Annotated in this window: 15 protein-coding genes and 1 riboswitch; of the genes, 11 read left to right on the top strand and 4 right to left on the bottom strand. The window is 44.8% G+C overall.

The window, feature by feature from the left end; all coding sequences use genetic code 11:
- Positions 1-58 precede the first annotated feature (58 nt).
- A complete protein-coding gene (locus OCV29_RS08805; RefSeq protein WP_073604061.1) occupies positions 59-1,447 on the bottom strand; it encodes an alanine/glycine:cation symporter family protein in 1,389 nt (462 codons plus the stop codon).
- A 120-nt stretch (positions 1,448-1,567) separates the two neighbouring features.
- Positions 1,568-1,668: riboswitch (glycine riboswitch) on the bottom strand.
- Positions 1,669-1,979: 311 nt separating this feature from the next.
- Between OCV29_RS08805 and OCV29_RS08800 the strand changes: the two genes are divergently transcribed.
- The 10 genes from OCV29_RS08800 to OCV29_RS08755 all read left to right on the top strand — a co-directional run bounded on the left by OCV29_RS08800 (position 1,980) and on the right by OCV29_RS08755 (position 10,376).
- Complete coding sequence (locus OCV29_RS08800) at positions 1,980-2,138, top strand: hypothetical protein (protein ID WP_175561546.1); 159 nt, start codon at positions 1,980-1,982, stop codon at positions 2,136-2,138.
- A gap of 15 nt (positions 2,139-2,153) precedes the next feature.
- A complete protein-coding gene (locus tag OCV29_RS08795; RefSeq protein WP_073604060.1) occupies positions 2,154-2,888 on the top strand; it encodes a hypothetical protein in 735 nt (244 codons plus the stop codon).
- 232 nt (positions 2,889-3,120) lie between these two features.
- Complete coding sequence (locus tag OCV29_RS08790; RefSeq protein ID WP_073604059.1) at positions 3,121-4,074, top strand: lactate/malate family dehydrogenase; 954 nt, start codon at positions 3,121-3,123, stop codon at positions 4,072-4,074.
- Between the two features lie 69 nt (positions 4,075-4,143).
- Positions 4,144-4,932 carry a DUF3450 domain-containing protein gene (locus OCV29_RS08785; RefSeq protein WP_073604058.1) on the top strand — a complete coding sequence of 263 codons (789 nt, stop codon included), beginning with the start codon at positions 4,144-4,146 and terminating at the stop codon, positions 4,930-4,932.
- A gap of 1 nt (position 4,933) precedes the next feature.
- A complete protein-coding gene (locus OCV29_RS08780; RefSeq protein ID WP_073604057.1) occupies positions 4,934-6,292 on the top strand; it encodes a MotA/TolQ/ExbB proton channel family protein in 1,359 nt (452 codons plus the stop codon).
- Between the two features lies 1 nt (position 6,293).
- Positions 6,294-6,833, top strand: coding sequence for a MotA/TolQ/ExbB proton channel family protein (locus tag OCV29_RS08775; RefSeq protein ID WP_073604056.1), 540 nt, complete (start codon positions 6,294-6,296; stop codon positions 6,831-6,833).
- On the top strand, positions 6,830-7,234 hold the full coding sequence (locus tag OCV29_RS08770; RefSeq protein ID WP_073604055.1) for an ExbD/TolR family protein: 405 nt from the start codon (positions 6,830-6,832) through the stop codon (positions 7,232-7,234). Before OCV29_RS08775 ends, OCV29_RS08770 begins: the two co-directional genes overlap by 4 nt.
- Positions 7,234-7,872 (top strand): energy transducer TonB, encoded by a 639-nt coding sequence (locus OCV29_RS08765; RefSeq protein WP_073604054.1) that lies wholly within the window; start codon positions 7,234-7,236, stop codon positions 7,870-7,872. Before OCV29_RS08770 ends, OCV29_RS08765 begins: the two co-directional genes overlap by 1 nt.
- Positions 7,869-9,161, top strand: a complete 1,293-nt coding sequence (locus OCV29_RS08760) for a tetratricopeptide repeat protein (RefSeq protein WP_073604053.1) — start codon at positions 7,869-7,871, stop codon at positions 9,159-9,161. Before OCV29_RS08765 ends, OCV29_RS08760 begins: the two co-directional genes overlap by 4 nt.
- A gap of 366 nt (positions 9,162-9,527) precedes the next feature.
- A complete protein-coding gene (locus OCV29_RS08755) occupies positions 9,528-10,376 on the top strand; it encodes a DNA ligase (RefSeq protein ID WP_084193331.1) in 849 nt (282 codons plus the stop codon).
- 5 nt (positions 10,377-10,381) lie between these two features.
- Here OCV29_RS08755 and OCV29_RS08750 read toward each other — a convergent pair whose 3' ends face one another.
- The 3 genes from OCV29_RS08750 to OCV29_RS08740 form a co-directional block, all read right to left on the bottom strand.
- Positions 10,382-11,542, bottom strand: coding sequence for a DUF3080 family protein (locus tag OCV29_RS08750; RefSeq protein ID WP_073604052.1), 1,161 nt, complete (start codon positions 11,540-11,542; stop codon positions 10,382-10,384).
- Positions 11,543-11,564: 22 nt separating this feature from the next.
- Complete coding sequence (locus OCV29_RS08745; RefSeq protein ID WP_073604051.1) at positions 11,565-12,941, bottom strand: MATE family efflux transporter; 1,377 nt, start codon at positions 12,939-12,941, stop codon at positions 11,565-11,567.
- A 303-nt stretch (positions 12,942-13,244) separates the two neighbouring features.
- Positions 13,245-14,120: a fructosamine kinase family protein gene (locus tag OCV29_RS08740; protein ID WP_073604050.1), complete on the bottom strand. Its 876-nt coding sequence runs from the start codon at positions 14,118-14,120 to the stop codon at positions 13,245-13,247.
- A 282-nt stretch (positions 14,121-14,402) separates the two neighbouring features.
- Between OCV29_RS08740 and OCV29_RS08735 the strand changes: the two genes are divergently transcribed.
- Positions 14,403-14,744, top strand: a complete 342-nt coding sequence (locus OCV29_RS08735) for a DUF3802 family protein (protein ID WP_073604049.1) — start codon at positions 14,403-14,405, stop codon at positions 14,742-14,744.
- Positions 14,745-14,921: the final 177 nt, after the last annotated feature.

The following is a 14,921-nucleotide window of genomic DNA, read 5'->3' as shown; positions in this document are numbered from 1 at the left end:
TCTGTGTTGCAATTGTCCGGAAGGAAACCCACCTGCATAGAGCAGGTGGGTTGATCACTCAGGATGATTGGCTGACCGAAACAGTTTCAGTATTGCTGTCTGTTATTTTTGTGCTGAAATAGAGTTTGGTCTCTGTGATAACCACCTGCCTTAACAGGATTAATCCGATCAAATTCGGAATAGCCATCAGGCCGTTAACAATATCTGCAATAATCCAGATGAGTTCCAGATGTAAAAATGCACCCGAAGCAATCAATGCAATAAAAATGATTTTATATGGCAAAATGCCTTTTGTTCCAAATAAGAAAACCACGCATCTTTCACCATAATAGTTCCAGCCCAAAATGGTCGTAAACGCAAAAAATATCAGCCCGATGGAGACGAGTAATGGCCCCGTTGTGCCGGAATTTAATCCCACCGTGAATGCATGAGTGGTCATCGCAGCACCAGAGAAGTCGCTTTGCCATGCCCCGGTCAGAATGAGCGCCAGCCCGGTCATGGTACAAATCAGAATAGTGTCGAAAAAGGTGCCCGTCATCGAAATGAGTCCCTGTCTGACACAAGAATCTGTCTTTGCCGCTGCCGCTGCCATCGGTGCGCTGCCCAAGCCTGATTCATTTGAGAAAACACCGCGGGCAACACCAGACTGAATGGCCAGCATGATCGTGGCGCCGGCAAATCCTCCCGTTGCTGCACTGCTGCTGAAGGCAGACTGAATGACCAACTGAATTGCCGGGATCAGATGTTCCGCCTGATTCACTAAAATGAACAGGCAGGCAGAAATATAAAAGGCTGCCATCACCGGTACGACTTTACTGGCGACACTTGAGATCCAGCGAATGCCGCCAATGGTCACAACAGCAACAAGCACTGTCAGTACGGCGGCTGTCATTTCCCGTGAAATACCAAATGAAATATGTGACGCGTCAACAATGGCATTTACCTGCGGAAATGTGCCAATGCCAAAGAAAGCGACTCCAATGGCAAAGACGGCAAATGCTGTTGCCAGAAACCCGGAGCCCACACCATATTTCAGAAAATACATCGGCCCGCCGACCATCTGACCTTTATCATCTTTTTTACGGTATTTGATCGCGAGCAGGCATTCGGCATATTTCGTGGCCATTCCGAATACAGCAGCAAACCACATCCAGAACAAAGCGCCGGGACCGCCCAGTTTGATTGCAGTCGCCACACCAACAATATTGCCGGTACCAATAGTTGCAGAGAGTGCTGTACATAAAGCAGCAAAGCTTGAGACATCCCCCTGATTCTCTCCTGATGAAGCGCGTCCGAATACCATTTTCAGTGCAGCAGGTAAATAGCGGAACTGAAGCAGTCCAAGGCTGAAGGTGAAATAAATGCCGGTGCCAACCAGCAGAATCAACAGTGGGGGACCCCATATAAAATGATCCATCTGACTTAAAAAGTGTTGCAGGTTTGTCATGTTCTTCCCTTAAAAAATAAGTACCTAAGGAGAAGAGGGAAGGTCGAAAATAACTACGGCGGAGATGAACGAAATAAATCATCCGATCGGATATTGTATATCTTATATGAGTTTTGGGGCCTTCTCTCCTCTGTCCTTTTGCCTGAAAGTTTCATCTCATGATACGCATGAGATTTGCTCCTTCGGCGACCGGTTAAACGGTTCTCTCCAGAGGTTCCTCCGGCTACAGTCCTCGTATACTGCGTTGGTCTGGTGACCTTAGAGTGATACACCTGAAAGATTCACTTCTTCGGTGGGTTTGTATGGTCTGATTTGTTAAAATCAGGTTAACAACCTCTCTCCTGTAGCTTTCACTGGAACAATCGTCTTAAATAAACGATTTGCGCAAAAATACTAATCCAAAAAAAATGTGATGTCATCAACAAAATCAGCTGTAATGGACAAAAACAGAAGAATTCATGTTTTCTCAGAGATTCTCTGACCTTAAATATAAGAATCATGGTATAAAAACAAAAAACGTAAGGCGGAAAATATGGTTAAGCTGATAGCAATTGTTGTGTTACTTGCCCTTTTATATATTTTGCTGAGATACAAAAACCGCGAAGAGATACAAAAAGGGGTGGTCATTACAGTTGGTGGAGCTTTTGTCATTTATCTGGTGACCGTAGTTGTGATGGAATTGATGCATTAATGAAGTGGAGTAATTGTGGATAATCAACCTGATGATTTAGATGAAGACGTTGTTATTATCGAGCAGAAAGATAAAAAATCATATCTCTATATTGCACTGGCTGCCGTTCTGGGGGTTGCGGTTGGAGGTTTACTCGGTGGCTCTATGTCTTCCCAACAATGGAAACCTGCTTATCAGGAACTCGAAAGTCGTTATCATCAGCTTGAAGAGAAAATGAACGAGGAACGGGCAGCAGCAACGGCGGAAGGCGAAGAGAAATTTCGCCAGCTAAAAGCTGAGTTTGAGAAAAAGCTGGCAGAAGAAAAAGCGGGTTATGCCGAAAAATCTGATTTATTTCAGGAACAAATGGCAGCCCTGAAACAGGAAAAAGAAGCGCTGGAAACCCGTTTGAAAACCCAGGTACAGCAGATAAATCAGGTGACAGAGCGTAATGATAAACTGAATCGGCAAACAGGTCTGCAGGCTTCTTTGTTCGAACGCTCCCGGGAATTATTTCAGCGCGAGTTTAAGATCAAACAGTCTCTGGAGTCCCTGCAAAAAGAGCAGGATGAACTGATAAAAAAAGAAAAAGCACTGAAGAAAGAGTGTAACGATTATCTCGAAGGCTCATCATGGGATGCCAGGTCGGATGCCTGTACTCAGCAGGATGCAACTAATGAACGATTGGGTAAAGTCAGACAATTAATCCGTGTTCATCAGATGGATCTGAAACAAATTCAGTCAATCGCAGATGAATTGGGCGTAGATTAGGACCAATAGATTCTGATAATACCCACTCTTATGAGAAAAAGGTCTGAGCAATTCAGACCTTTTTTAGATTAAAATTTTTGCATTGTTTTGGTGCAATATGCTGCAATTTGGCTCGTTAAACCTGAGAATATCGCAATGATTGGTTTAAAAGTGCTATAAAATCCTTTCGGTATATTTATTGCTGTCACCTATATTAATAGTTAACTGCAAATATTAATTCCGGAATGAGCTTATGAAAATCAGTGTAATTGGTGCCGGTGCTGTTGGGGTCGGTGTCTGTAATTATATATTAACACTTGGAAGTGCCAGCGAACTGGTCTTGTTTGACAGAACTTTATCAAAAGCAGAAGCTGAAGTTTATGATTTTCAACATACAGCTGCGCTCACATTCTCAAAGAATACCTGCATTGTTCCTGCTGATAATTATCAGGCCTTATCCGATTCTGCCATTGTTGTGATCACCGCTGGGGCACAGATTAAAGCCGGGCAGAATCGTCTTGATTTAGCTGAAGAAAACAGTCAAATCGGGGTTGAAATAGCAAAACATCTCGAGAAAGTGGCTCCGGATGCGATTTTGATTGTTGTTTCCAATCCTTGTGACATTGTCACGCATTTCATTGTGGCGAATACCGGATATGACCCATCAAAAGTCATTAGTACCGGGTGTGTGATTGATACAGCCCGTCTGATGACGATTATTGCGAACCGGGTCAACCTTGACCCGAAAAATATCTTCGGTTATGTCTTGGGTGAACACGGTAGTCATTGTTTTACACCGAAAAGTTTAATCAGTATCGCCGGACAACCTGCTGATTATTATTGTGATATTAACCAGCTTCCTAAAATTGATGCCGATGACTTACTTCATAGTGTCAAACAGGCCGGATATGAAATCTTTAACCGCAAGCAAAATACAACCCATGGTATTGCGGCCAGTGTTTTCAGAATTATTCAGGCTATCACAATTAATGAACGTTCAATCCTGCCGGTAGGGACGTTATTGCGGGGTGAATATGATTTATCTGATGTCGCACTCAGTCTGCCAACCGTGATTGGAAAAAATGGGGCAGAGTCGATTTTGATCCATCCCTTTACCGGTGATGAATTGGAAACGCTGCAGTTGATTGCTGAATCAATGAAGCAACAGGTACTTGATGTCAAACTCAAAAGTGGGCTGCTGCATTAAGATATTTATTGATAATGAGACCTTTTCTCATTAAGATGGTCAAACTTTTATATCAGCCCCCCAGCAAATATGAATCGTCTTAAATATAGAGTGAGTCTCAAGTACAGTATGGTCTGTCTGGCTGCCCTGAGCGTGTTTCCAGCATCGGCGGCCAACCAGTTAGACAAGGCAAACTCGGTTCAGCTTCAAACGAACCAAACCTCAGCAAAAAGTCAGAAGATCATCGATCAAAGTTCATCGGCCTCCATGGCTTTAAAAACCGATATTGATCAACTGAATGAAGAGATCAGAAATCTAAAAGTTTACCGTGATCATTTAACAGCGCTGGTTCAGGACCAGAATCAGGAAGCCCAAAATCTCAATGATCAAATCTCTGGTATCAAACAAACCCGACAGGGGATTGTTCCGTTAATGTACCAGATGATTGACGGGCTGAAAGCCATCATTTCGCTGGATAAACCGCTGAAATTAAACCAGCGTCAGATGCGTGTCGCAGATCTGACACAATTAATGAAGAGAGCGGATGTCAGCGAAGCGGAAAAATACCGCCGGATTCTGGACGCCTATCAGATTGAGCTTGACTACGGCAATAAGATGTCAACGTATCAGGATGAAATTTCTTTGCCCGGACAACAATCTGTAGAAGCTGACATTTTATACATCGGCCGGATTTCTCTGATTGCCAGAAGTCCGGATCATCAACGTTTCTGGTCATGGGACGTGCAGTCAGGCCAGTGGCTGGCAGGTGATTTGTCTTATCTGACTGAAATTAATCAGGCGTATAGTCTGGCGAATCAACAGACAGCGCCGGGGCTGTTAACTATTCCTGTTTCACTTGTGACTCCGGAGGTTCAATAAGATGAACTATCGTAGTTTTATCCGTGGTGTAACGCTGTTTCTCTGCAGCGTGTCAGCCTGTAGTTATGCTGCCGATTCACTGGTCAGCAAAGCCGTTCAGCAGCAAAAGCAGGAAAGTAAGCACAACCAGCAGCGGGAAGCAGGTTTTAAGCAGACAGAAAAAACATTACAGGCAACCAAAAATCGTCTGGCACTGGAAAAGAAAAAATTACAGCAGCAGGTCGATTTATTATCTGCTCAGTTTAGTAACAATGAGACCCGGCTGGCACAACTGGAAGATAAGCTAAGGCTGGAAACCGGTTCACTGGGTGAAGTTTTTGGTGTTGTCAGACTGAATGCAAAGAATCTGCAGTCCTATTTATCCCGGTCAATCACTCAGGCCGATCGGCACCGGTATTCTGGCGCAGTGGATGAGATTGTCAACGCACAAGCGCTGCCTTCACTGTCTCAGCTTAAAGCATTATGGCAGAGCTTTTCAGAACAGATCAAAGCATCGGAAGAAATCACGCGCTTTCAAATTCCGTATATTGATCACTCCGGCGAAAGGCATCAGGTGACAACGGCAAGACTGGGTACTTTTGGCTTGGTCACTCAGAAAGGATACGTCGCCTGGGAGCCTGAAAAGCAGGTGGTTATGTCTTATCTGAAGCAGCCGGAAGATGGCCCGGTCCTGGATCAGATCTCCGGTTTGCTGACCGGTCAGACTCAAATACTTCGTGTTGATCCATCTCAGGGCACTTTACTGGCTCAACTGGCGAATGTCCCGGATTTGATGGACCGGGTGAAATCGGGCGGTGTTGTTGGATATATCATTTTGACGATTTTGGCGATCGGATTACTGATCGCACTGATTCGTGGTGCCACTTTGTTGTTTATCCGTCAAAAAATTAATGCGCAGTTAAAGCACCCGGAAGCACCGGGAAATAATCCGCTTGGACGAATTTTAAGTGTTTATGATCAGGAAAAACACCAAAGTGTGGAGGCTCTGGAACTACGTCTGCTCGAAGCTGTGATGGATGAGCAGGTTCACCTTGAAAGAGGCCTGTCCATGCTGAAGCTCCTGGCAGCTCTTGCTCCAATGCTTGGGTTACTCGGAACGGTGACCGGAATGATCGAGACGTTTCAGGTTATCACCCAGTTTGGCAATGGTGACCCGAAAGTCATGGCAGGAGGAATTTCGATGGCGCTGGTGACCACTGTTCTCGGTCTGATTTCAGCCATGCCGATGTTACTGGCACATAACATTTTATCTTCGCAGGCGGAAAGTATCCGGATGATTCTTGAAAAGCAGGGGATCGGTATCGTTGCCGGACAGGCAGAAAAAGACGCGGATCTTCCGGCCGAACCACAGGCGATTTGATATGGATGCGATGATGACGTTCATTCAACATGCATTTTTGCCCCTGAGTCGCTTTATGGCTCAGGGCGGGCCTGTCTTATGGTGGCTTGGGTGTTTTGTCTGTATGAGCTTTGTGCTTGTCATTGAGCGGCTAATCTATATTTTTATTTACTTCCCGAAGCAGTATCAGGCGTGGACAGCAGCCTGGCTTTCGCGGCGGGAACATACCTCATGGTATGCACATGCGGTTCGCGATGGCTGGCTGGGAGAAGCTCATGCGGCGTTATATCACCATCTCGGGTTAATCAAAGTGATTGTAACCATCTGTCCGATGCTTGGTTTACTCGGGACAGTCACCGGAATGATCTCTGTGTTTGATGTCATGGCAACGCAGGGAAGCAGTAATCCGAAACTGATGGCTTCAGGCATTTCACTGGCAACCCTGCCGACAATGGCAGGCATGGTGGCAGCACTGGCTGGAATGTTCATCCATTCCCGGTTGCTGAAAAAATGCCGCAAGTTAGAACTAAAACTGGAAAAATCATTGAGGAGCAGGGTGTGAGGCTAGGCAGACGTCCGGAAAAGCAGGATGAAGCGCAGATCGATCTGACTTCAATGCTGGACATCGTATTTATTATGTTGATTTTCTTTATCGTCACCAGTTCGTTTGTGCGTGAATCCGGTGTAGAAGTCGATCGTCCCCAGGCTTCTCATGCGGTGGCTCAGAAAAATGCGGGGATTTTTATCGCTATTACCGCAGCGAACGATGTGTATATCGATAAAAGAGTCGTCGATATCGGAAGTGTCAGAGCCACACTGGAGAAAATGCTGCTGGACAAGCCTGATGCGTCTTTGGTGATTCAGGCTGACCGTCATGCATATAACGGAACCGTCGTCCAGGTGATGGATGCCGCAAAAAGTGCGGGCGTGAAACGTATCGCTTTAGCGGCGGAGAAATCCTGATGTTACGCTGGCTGACTGCAATCCCGCTGGCGTTATTTGCCTCTTTGAGTCTGTTCAGCTTTATGGCATGGATGGTGGACAATGGGGTTCAGAGGGCGTCTGAGCAGCCGCCTGCTTTGCGCTTCGATATGTTCATGACTGAACAGCAAGAGACGATTCAGAGAAGACAGCGGGTCGTTCCCCCGAAGCCTGAAGTACCACAAAAGCCTCAAATGGCACACACAGTGACACCGCAATCACCACAGCCGGTTGCTCATCAGATGTCAGCAGCGCTTGATATGCCGGTTTCCGGGATAGATACCAGTATTCACGGGATCCGAATCAACGGGCTGAAACTTTCATCCGGTACAGGGAGCACGGTTTCCAGAGAGGCGATTCCGCTGTATAAACCCAAGCCCCGGTACCCGGCACGGGCCGAAAGACGAAATATCGAAGGGAGTGTGACGTTACAGTTTGATATTGATGAGACAGGAAAAGCCCGCAATATCACAGTGATCAGTAGCCAGCCGAAACGTATCTTTGATCGCTCTGCCAGAAGAGCTATCAGCCGCTGGAAGTTCAAGGCAAAAATTGTTGACGGCAAGGCAGTGATGCAAAAGGAAATGACGCAAACCATCAACTATGAGATAAACAAATGAAGTTGAGATTGATTATCTGCTTATTATTAGGTGTCTGCTGTGTTGTTCCTGTACAAGCTGCGACGCTTAGCCCGTATGCCACCGGAAAAGTCATGCTTGCACAAAAGCAGGCTGAGAATGATCAACTCAGCAAAGCTATTCAGACATTACGGGCGCTCAAGGTATCCAAAACCTATGACAAAGCTTATGTGTCCCGCTTACTCGGGGTATATTACTGGGAGAGTGATCAGCCCGCTTCAGCAATACAATATTTAAGTGACGCCGTCACTCTCAATGCATTTGAGCCGCATGAAATGTGGTCGCTCAAACGTATGCTGGCTGATTTATTCGTTCGTGAAAGCCGTTACCATGAAGCCTTACCCTATTATCAGGCGCTGGTTCAGTCAGCACCACAGGGAACCAAACTCCCTGAATTATGGCTGACGATTGCCCAGCTCCATTATCAGCTGGAGCACTGGCAAGATGTTCTGGCATCCATCAGGCAGTATGACACTTTCAAATTGCCTGATACTGTTGCACCTTTGTCTGTTCAGCTTGGTGCTCAGGTGCAGTTAAAAAAATACCAGGCAGCTGTGAGAACAGTCAAACGTTTGCTGGCGCTTGAGCCGCAAAAAAAAGACTGGTGGTTACAGCTCACCGGGCTTGAATTAAAGCGGGAGCGCTACAAATCGGCGCTTTCGACGCTGGAACTGGCTCAATTGCAGGGCATTGCTCTGTCCAAATCAAATCAGAAGCTGTTAGCACAACTTTACGGACAGTGTGGCATCCCGGAACGGGCAGCAAGAGTGATGGCGCGTTTATATCAGCATTCTGATACGCCTGAGCATCTGGCGCAAATTGCTGGCTACTGGCAGCTGGCAAAGGAATGGGATAAAGCTTTGGGGGCGTGGCAAAAGGCGGCAAAAAAACGGCCAGCGTATCACTGGCGGATTGCTCAGATTCAGTTCCGTCAGGGGAAATATCAACAGGCACTGAAATCACTGGATTCTTTTTCACAATTTCACAGTAAATCGCAAGATAAAAGCAAAGCAAGCGTTGCTCTGCTCAGAGCGCAGGTTTTATATAAATTAAACCGGCTTGAGCCTGCACTGAGTCAGGCCCGGAAAGCAGACACACTCCGGCCGTCTGAAGAAGCAAAACGCTGGATAAAATACTTAACCCGGCTTTATGACTATCATCAACAAAACAGCAGTTATCAACAAAATAACAGTCATCAATCAAGTGACAACCATCAACGAAATAACGGTGGTCAACAAAATGACGACTACCAACAAAGCCGGAACATTTGAATCTGCTCCTGCCTGTTGATTTCTGATACTAATCTGGAAAATAAACAGATCAATTACTTAAGATCTGTTGATCTTTTGAGTACGAATTTTGTTCAATCTAAAAGGTCTACAGACCCTAGAATGGTATGATGTGGTGGCTATTTCTGATGTGGTAAATACAGCAATCATCTACAGGCTTTTCGTGGCACATCTCATTTTTTTGTTTTCCCGGTGTTGAACCTGAGTGAATGACTGACTTACAGCCCGTATCAATCTTCTGAACCAGTCCACATTGCGGCTTCTTTTCATCATGATGACTATCACATGATAACTACCGGGAGCTCCCCTCCCGGAGATCTTACATAATGGTAACAAAAGGTCGCAGACATGAAGATGAAATTATTATATCTGTCCGTGCTGACACTCACACATCCGGTTTATGCGATGCCGTTTCAGGATTCAGAAACGGTGATGCTGGCTGAGTCTTATCAGAAAGATACATCTTTCCCTTTTGCCGCTTACCGGATGAGTGAAAAGCTTGACGGTATCCGGGGCATTTGGGATGGGCAGGTGCTGAAATCCAGAACCGGGCAGAAAATCTATGCGCCGGACTGGTTTTATCGGCTGTTACCCCCTTTCCCGGTTGAAGGTGAATTATGGGCTGGCCGGGGAAATTTCCATCTGGTTCAACAAACCGTTTTAGATCATGAACCTGCCGAAAAGTCATGGAAAAACATATCGTTTGTCCTGTTTGATATTCCATTTGGTACGGGCGGGTATCAATCCCGTTACGAAACCATCCGGAACTGGATTTCCGGCCAGAAACAAAATCCTCACCTGAGACTGATTGAACAGTATCCGGTGCTGTCACAAAAGCATCTGGACCATTTCATGGCACAGATTATCAGAAAATCAGGGGAGGGTGTGATGCTGAAAAACTGGCAGTCAATTTATCATTCAGGACGCAGCCATGACCTGTTAAAGCTCAAACCATATATTGATGATGAAGCTCAGGTTGTAGGTTATAAAAAAGGACAGGGAAAATACCGGCACCAAATCGGCGCGTTGTATGTGCAAAACCGTCAGGGGATCCGGTTCTATATCGGCAGTGGACTGAGTGATCGACAAAGAGCTGTGCCCCCCGCGATTGGTAGCTGGATAACGTATCGTTATGATCGGCTGACCGATAAAGGGAAACCCCGGTTTCCACGGTTGCTGCGTGAGCGGATCCATTAACCGGTTTACCGGAGAGAGATATGGCATCTCGCTGAAAATGTTTGCCAGTAGCGGGTATGCTTTAAAATTGCATCACGAAATTTAAGATGTATTTCGTCTATCGGGTAGAGATATTGTTGATCAGGAACGACTGGCTGAAGGAAACCCAGCAACGGTTGAACCGATAAATATGTCGCATCTGTGTTTGCCAGATATGGCTGTATTTCACCAATATAAAATTGTTGAAATACATTTTTCAGATATCGGGCTTTGGTATTGTCCCGGTTTTTCCCGCATTGTATCTGATTTGATTTCAGGATTAAAAAATCAGTGATTTGATTCAGCCGCAATGCGGCGTTATTCATCGAGAAAAACAGATGTCCAAGTATCTTTTGTTTTTCCAGTGGTTCCTGAATGCGGGTCAGTAACATTTGTCCGGGATGTCGCTTTAAATCCCTCAGTGCTATCAGGTCTGGTTGATTATCAGAGTGAATGGCTTGATTTGAACCATTCTGCTGACTTGAACGATGCTCTTGATTTGAAGGGACGTTTTGATTTGAAAGAACGTTTTGATTCGAAAGAACGTTTTGATTTAAAAGAACATTTTGATTTAAAAGAACATAGCCATGAACCTGGTTCAGCATATGCAGGGCTGGCTTGATGACGGATGCCGGCACATCGGGCTGATACCATTCATGTCCACCCAGTTGCTGGCGCATTGCACTGCTGGCATATAATAAGCTCAACCAGTGGTAGGGCAGTCGCTTTTGTTTCATTTGCCGGATTTGTTTCAATTTTTGTTTCGTCTGGGGTTTCAGGGTTTTATCTTTCAGGCATATCTCGATTTGTTGTATTAATCTTATCTCATACTCAAACCGGTGAAATTGATCCTGTACCTTTCCTAAAATTGAATTCCGCTCAGAAATTAACTGAAACAAGCCGCAGTTCCGAAGTTGATAACTCTCAAGTAGCCCCAGATTTAACGGTGGAAACCGGGGAAGAAACTCTCTTTTTTCCGGTAAATACACGGGTTGTAGCGACAAAGGAGCAGGTTGTGCGACATCAAGGACACGACTCAGGTGCTGGAGGTAAGTGTTGAACATTTGTTCCTGTACCGGAGAGGAATGCCAACACCCCGTCAGCATTCCTGAAATCAGTAACAGCAGTAAAAACCGGCCAGATCCCATGTTACCTCCGGTTGTTGGCTTGTCATGAACATGTTGCGGTCAGGTTGAGTTCAGATGTCTGCTTTTGTCCGAAAATCCATATCAAGCGCAGACCCAGCATCACTGCAGCAGCAGACAACCCAATGATAAAACCAATCCAGAATCCTTGCACACCAAGAGGCGCAGTGAGCCAGTCTGTCTTTGCTAAAATATAGCCTGAAGGCAAACCTAAGATCCAATAAGCAATAAACGTACAGTAGAACATGACTTTCATGTCTTTGTAGCCTCTCAGTGCACCGGCAGAAACCACCTGGACGGTATCTGCAAACTGATAAACAGCAGACAGAAGTAACAGCTGGACTGAAATGGCTATGACTTCACTGTTTTCAGTATATATGTGCGTTATTTGTTCACGGAACAGCATTGTCAGTATCGCGGTCACCAAAGCACATGCCAGCCCGATCAATAATCCGACTTTCGATGCGATAACGGCATGTTCATCTTTTCCTTCTCCCAGAGAGTGCCCGACCCGGATCGAGACCGCAGCACCAATACTCATGGGTAACATAAAGAGCATAGAAGAATAATTCATCGTTATCTGATGCGCAGCAACTACAACTGTTCCCAACGGTGCGACGAGGAGCGCCACCACAGCAAACAGCGTGACTTCAAAAAAAATCGATGCCGAAACAGGAAATCCCAGTCTGAATATATTGAGCATCACAGTTTTATCTGGCTTGCTGAAAGTTTGGAAAACGGCATAGTTTTTCAACCCGGGAGATATTTTGATGCAGATTGCCATCAGTATCAGCATAAACCAATATACGATTGCAGTCGCTACACCACAGCCGACCCCACCAAGCGCCGGGATGCCAAATTTTCCGTAAACAAATATCCAGTTCAGCGGAATATTCAACAGCAACCCGAGAAAGCCGATACACATTGCCGCTTTAGTCATGGAGATACCATCTGTCAGGCTCTTTAGCGCCTGAAACAGCAAAAATGCAGGGGCACCAATTAACATCATATACATATAATGTGTGGTTTTTTCTGCCAGCGTTTCATCAACATCCATCAGCGACAGAATCAACTCAGTCTGAGACAGGATAGCAAAAACCGGAATCAGCAACGCAAAAGCAATATAAATGCCCTGATGAACCTGATTTGGAATTTCATTCCGTTTCCCGGCACCGTTCAGTTGAGCAATGATGGGGATCAGCACCATCAGGATACCAATTCCAAATAAAATGGTCGGGAACCAGATGCTTGACGCAACAGCCACTGCAGCCATATCGGTTGCACTGTAACCTCCGGCCATGACCGTATCCACAAATCCCATGCTGGTTTGAGCAACTGAGGCAATTAATACCGGAAGAGCAAGTTGAATCAGCTTCCGTGATTCAGTTTTATATTTTTTCACAAATTTACCTAATAAAACACATAACCTACGAAAAAATCATCTCATTCCGGGCTGCAGAATGATAAGACGAAATATTAACAATGAATGCGGTGAAAGGAGACAGACTCAATAGCCTTAATCTACAAGACCATAAATCTCTTACATATGGTTGCGTCTTAAGGTTATCGGGGTATCAATAAGAAAGGTCATATTAGCATTAATCCGGTGAACAGCAATGCTTTTGTCGGGTCATTTCAGTCAGAATACGGAAGAACGGATTCAACCATTTATTTTTCAGAAAATCATTGCAGGAATGAATGATGATCACGCCTGCGAAGAAATACGATCAACCAGCTTCTGAGCATCCGTCAGGTAGTGGCCACCAAAACAGTTACAATGATTCAGGATGTGATACAGGTTATATAAATGTTTTCGCTCTTCATACGCAAAATCAAGTGGCAGAATACTCTCATATCCCTGATAAAATTCAGGCTCAAAACCACCAAACAGCTCTGTCATTGCAATATCACATTCACGATCTCCCCAGTAACATGCCGGATCATAGCAGCAAGGGGAGCTCCCGGTGTCGGCGACATTCCCGTGCCAGAGATCACCATGCAGCAGCGATGGTTGCGGGTGATGATGAGCCAGCAAGGATGAAACCCGGGCGACAAATTTATCAATATCAACAAAAACAATCCCTTTTTCATGGAGTAACTGTAACTGCCAGCCAATCCGTTGTTCTGCAAAAAAAGTGTGCCAGTGTTTATTCCAGGGATTTGGCTGGATTTGCATACCGATGTAGTTATCCTGATCAAAACCAAATTCTTTTTGCTCCCCCCACTGATGCAGCCGGGCAAGTTGTTCACCAAAAAGGAAGCTATGCCGGCTGTCTTCAAGGGGCTTGATTTGCAGATATTCCAGAATCAGAAAAGCGTGAGATTTAGCCTTTCCGACTAACACAGGTTTAGGCATACTGACATGATTACAATGAGATAAAGCGATTAAATTATCACTTTCACAGATAAAGCGAGGCAGAGATTCCTGAACATCATCACTGATTTTAACAAAGAATTTTTCAGTTTGATTTCTGATCAAATAGTAACTGTTGTTTCCTTCCTGCCTGATTTTTTGTTTATCAATCAGGTTAAATTCACGCCTCAATGTCTCAGATAGTTGCTGAAGAATCCCTTGCCACATGATGAACACCCGCTTGATGAAGTCCTTACTAGTTTAGAATAACTTTTGAACATTTTCCTATCGATTAGAGTCAGTTAAAGAAAATTCTGTTGGCGAACAGGGCAGAAATAAGACTATTATGTATATGACAAACATTTCTGTGCTTGAAATTTTTATTAAAGTACGGATAGACTTGTGCAAATATTCAAAAAAAGACAAATTAAGTTTTGGTATAGCTGTAAAATTAATATTCTGTGTTTAGAATGAATATAGTGACTGGAACTTTGATCGCGGAGAACGAAAGTGGTTGTAGAAACCGAAGGTTACCTGGCGTTAATTGAGCATCTGGCTTTGAATCTGGATGTTTTCACACATTCCGGTGATACCGGGCAAGAAAGTATTGAAGATGTTGTGACAGATTTAGTGGCCAGTAATATCATGGATATTTTCGAACAGAATCCGGAGTTACATTCCAGTGTCCGCTTTCAGCTTCTGAAAGAAGCAGATTTGGTTGCTGAAGATTTAGAGGAAGTATTAGCCGGTTGCTGGTCCAGCAAAGCGACAAACGAACAAATTGCATTCCTTGATGAATTCGTATCTCTGATGAAAAACCTGTTTGATACCGCTGTGGCTAAATATGATTAATCACCAATTGATTCTCTGCTGATTGCCCGGCATTTTTTGTAACCAACATCACTTTGTCATGTGACTGCAACGTAATTGTCATATTTAGTTTTTAGCATCGTATCAATAGTCACCCCAGACAATTACGACTCAGATGTTAAAATTTTTTAGTTTTTTTTCTTCTTCTTCGCTGATAAG

This window comes from Vibrio aerogenes (assembly GCF_024346755.1).
In the GTDB taxonomy this organism is placed as follows: Bacteria; Pseudomonadota; Gammaproteobacteria; order Enterobacterales; family Vibrionaceae; genus Vibrio; species Vibrio aerogenes.
Note: the sequence above shows the minus strand (reverse complement) of the source record. Positions and strands in the feature narration are given on the sequence as shown.

Coding starts and splice junctions, on each gene's coding strand:
- OCV29_RS08805 (WP_073604061.1), bottom strand. CDS start 1,447: ATGACAAACCTGCAACACTTTTTAAGTCAGATGGATCATTTTATATGG.
- OCV29_RS08800 (WP_175561546.1), top strand. CDS start 1,980: ATGGTTAAGCTGATAGCAATTGTTGTGTTACTTGCCCTTTTATATATT.
- OCV29_RS08790 (WP_073604059.1), top strand. CDS start 3,121: ATGAAAATCAGTGTAATTGGTGCCGGTGCTGTTGGGGTCGGTGTCTGT.
- OCV29_RS08785 (WP_073604058.1), top strand. CDS start 4,144: ATGAATCGTCTTAAATATAGAGTGAGTCTCAAGTACAGTATGGTCTGT.
- OCV29_RS08780 (WP_073604057.1), top strand. CDS start 4,934: ATGAACTATCGTAGTTTTATCCGTGGTGTAACGCTGTTTCTCTGCAGC.
- OCV29_RS08775 (WP_073604056.1), top strand. CDS start 6,294: ATGGATGCGATGATGACGTTCATTCAACATGCATTTTTGCCCCTGAGT.
- OCV29_RS08765 (WP_073604054.1), top strand. CDS start 7,234: ATGTTACGCTGGCTGACTGCAATCCCGCTGGCGTTATTTGCCTCTTTG.
- OCV29_RS08760 (WP_073604053.1), top strand. CDS start 7,869: ATGAAGTTGAGATTGATTATCTGCTTATTATTAGGTGTCTGCTGTGTT.
- OCV29_RS08755 (WP_084193331.1), top strand. CDS start 9,528: ATGAAGATGAAATTATTATATCTGTCCGTGCTGACACTCACACATCCG.
- OCV29_RS08750 (WP_073604052.1), bottom strand. CDS start 11,542: ATGGGATCTGGCCGGTTTTTACTGCTGTTACTGATTTCAGGAATGCTG.
- OCV29_RS08740 (WP_073604050.1), bottom strand. CDS start 14,120: ATGTGGCAAGGGATTCTTCAGCAACTATCTGAGACATTGAGGCGTGAA.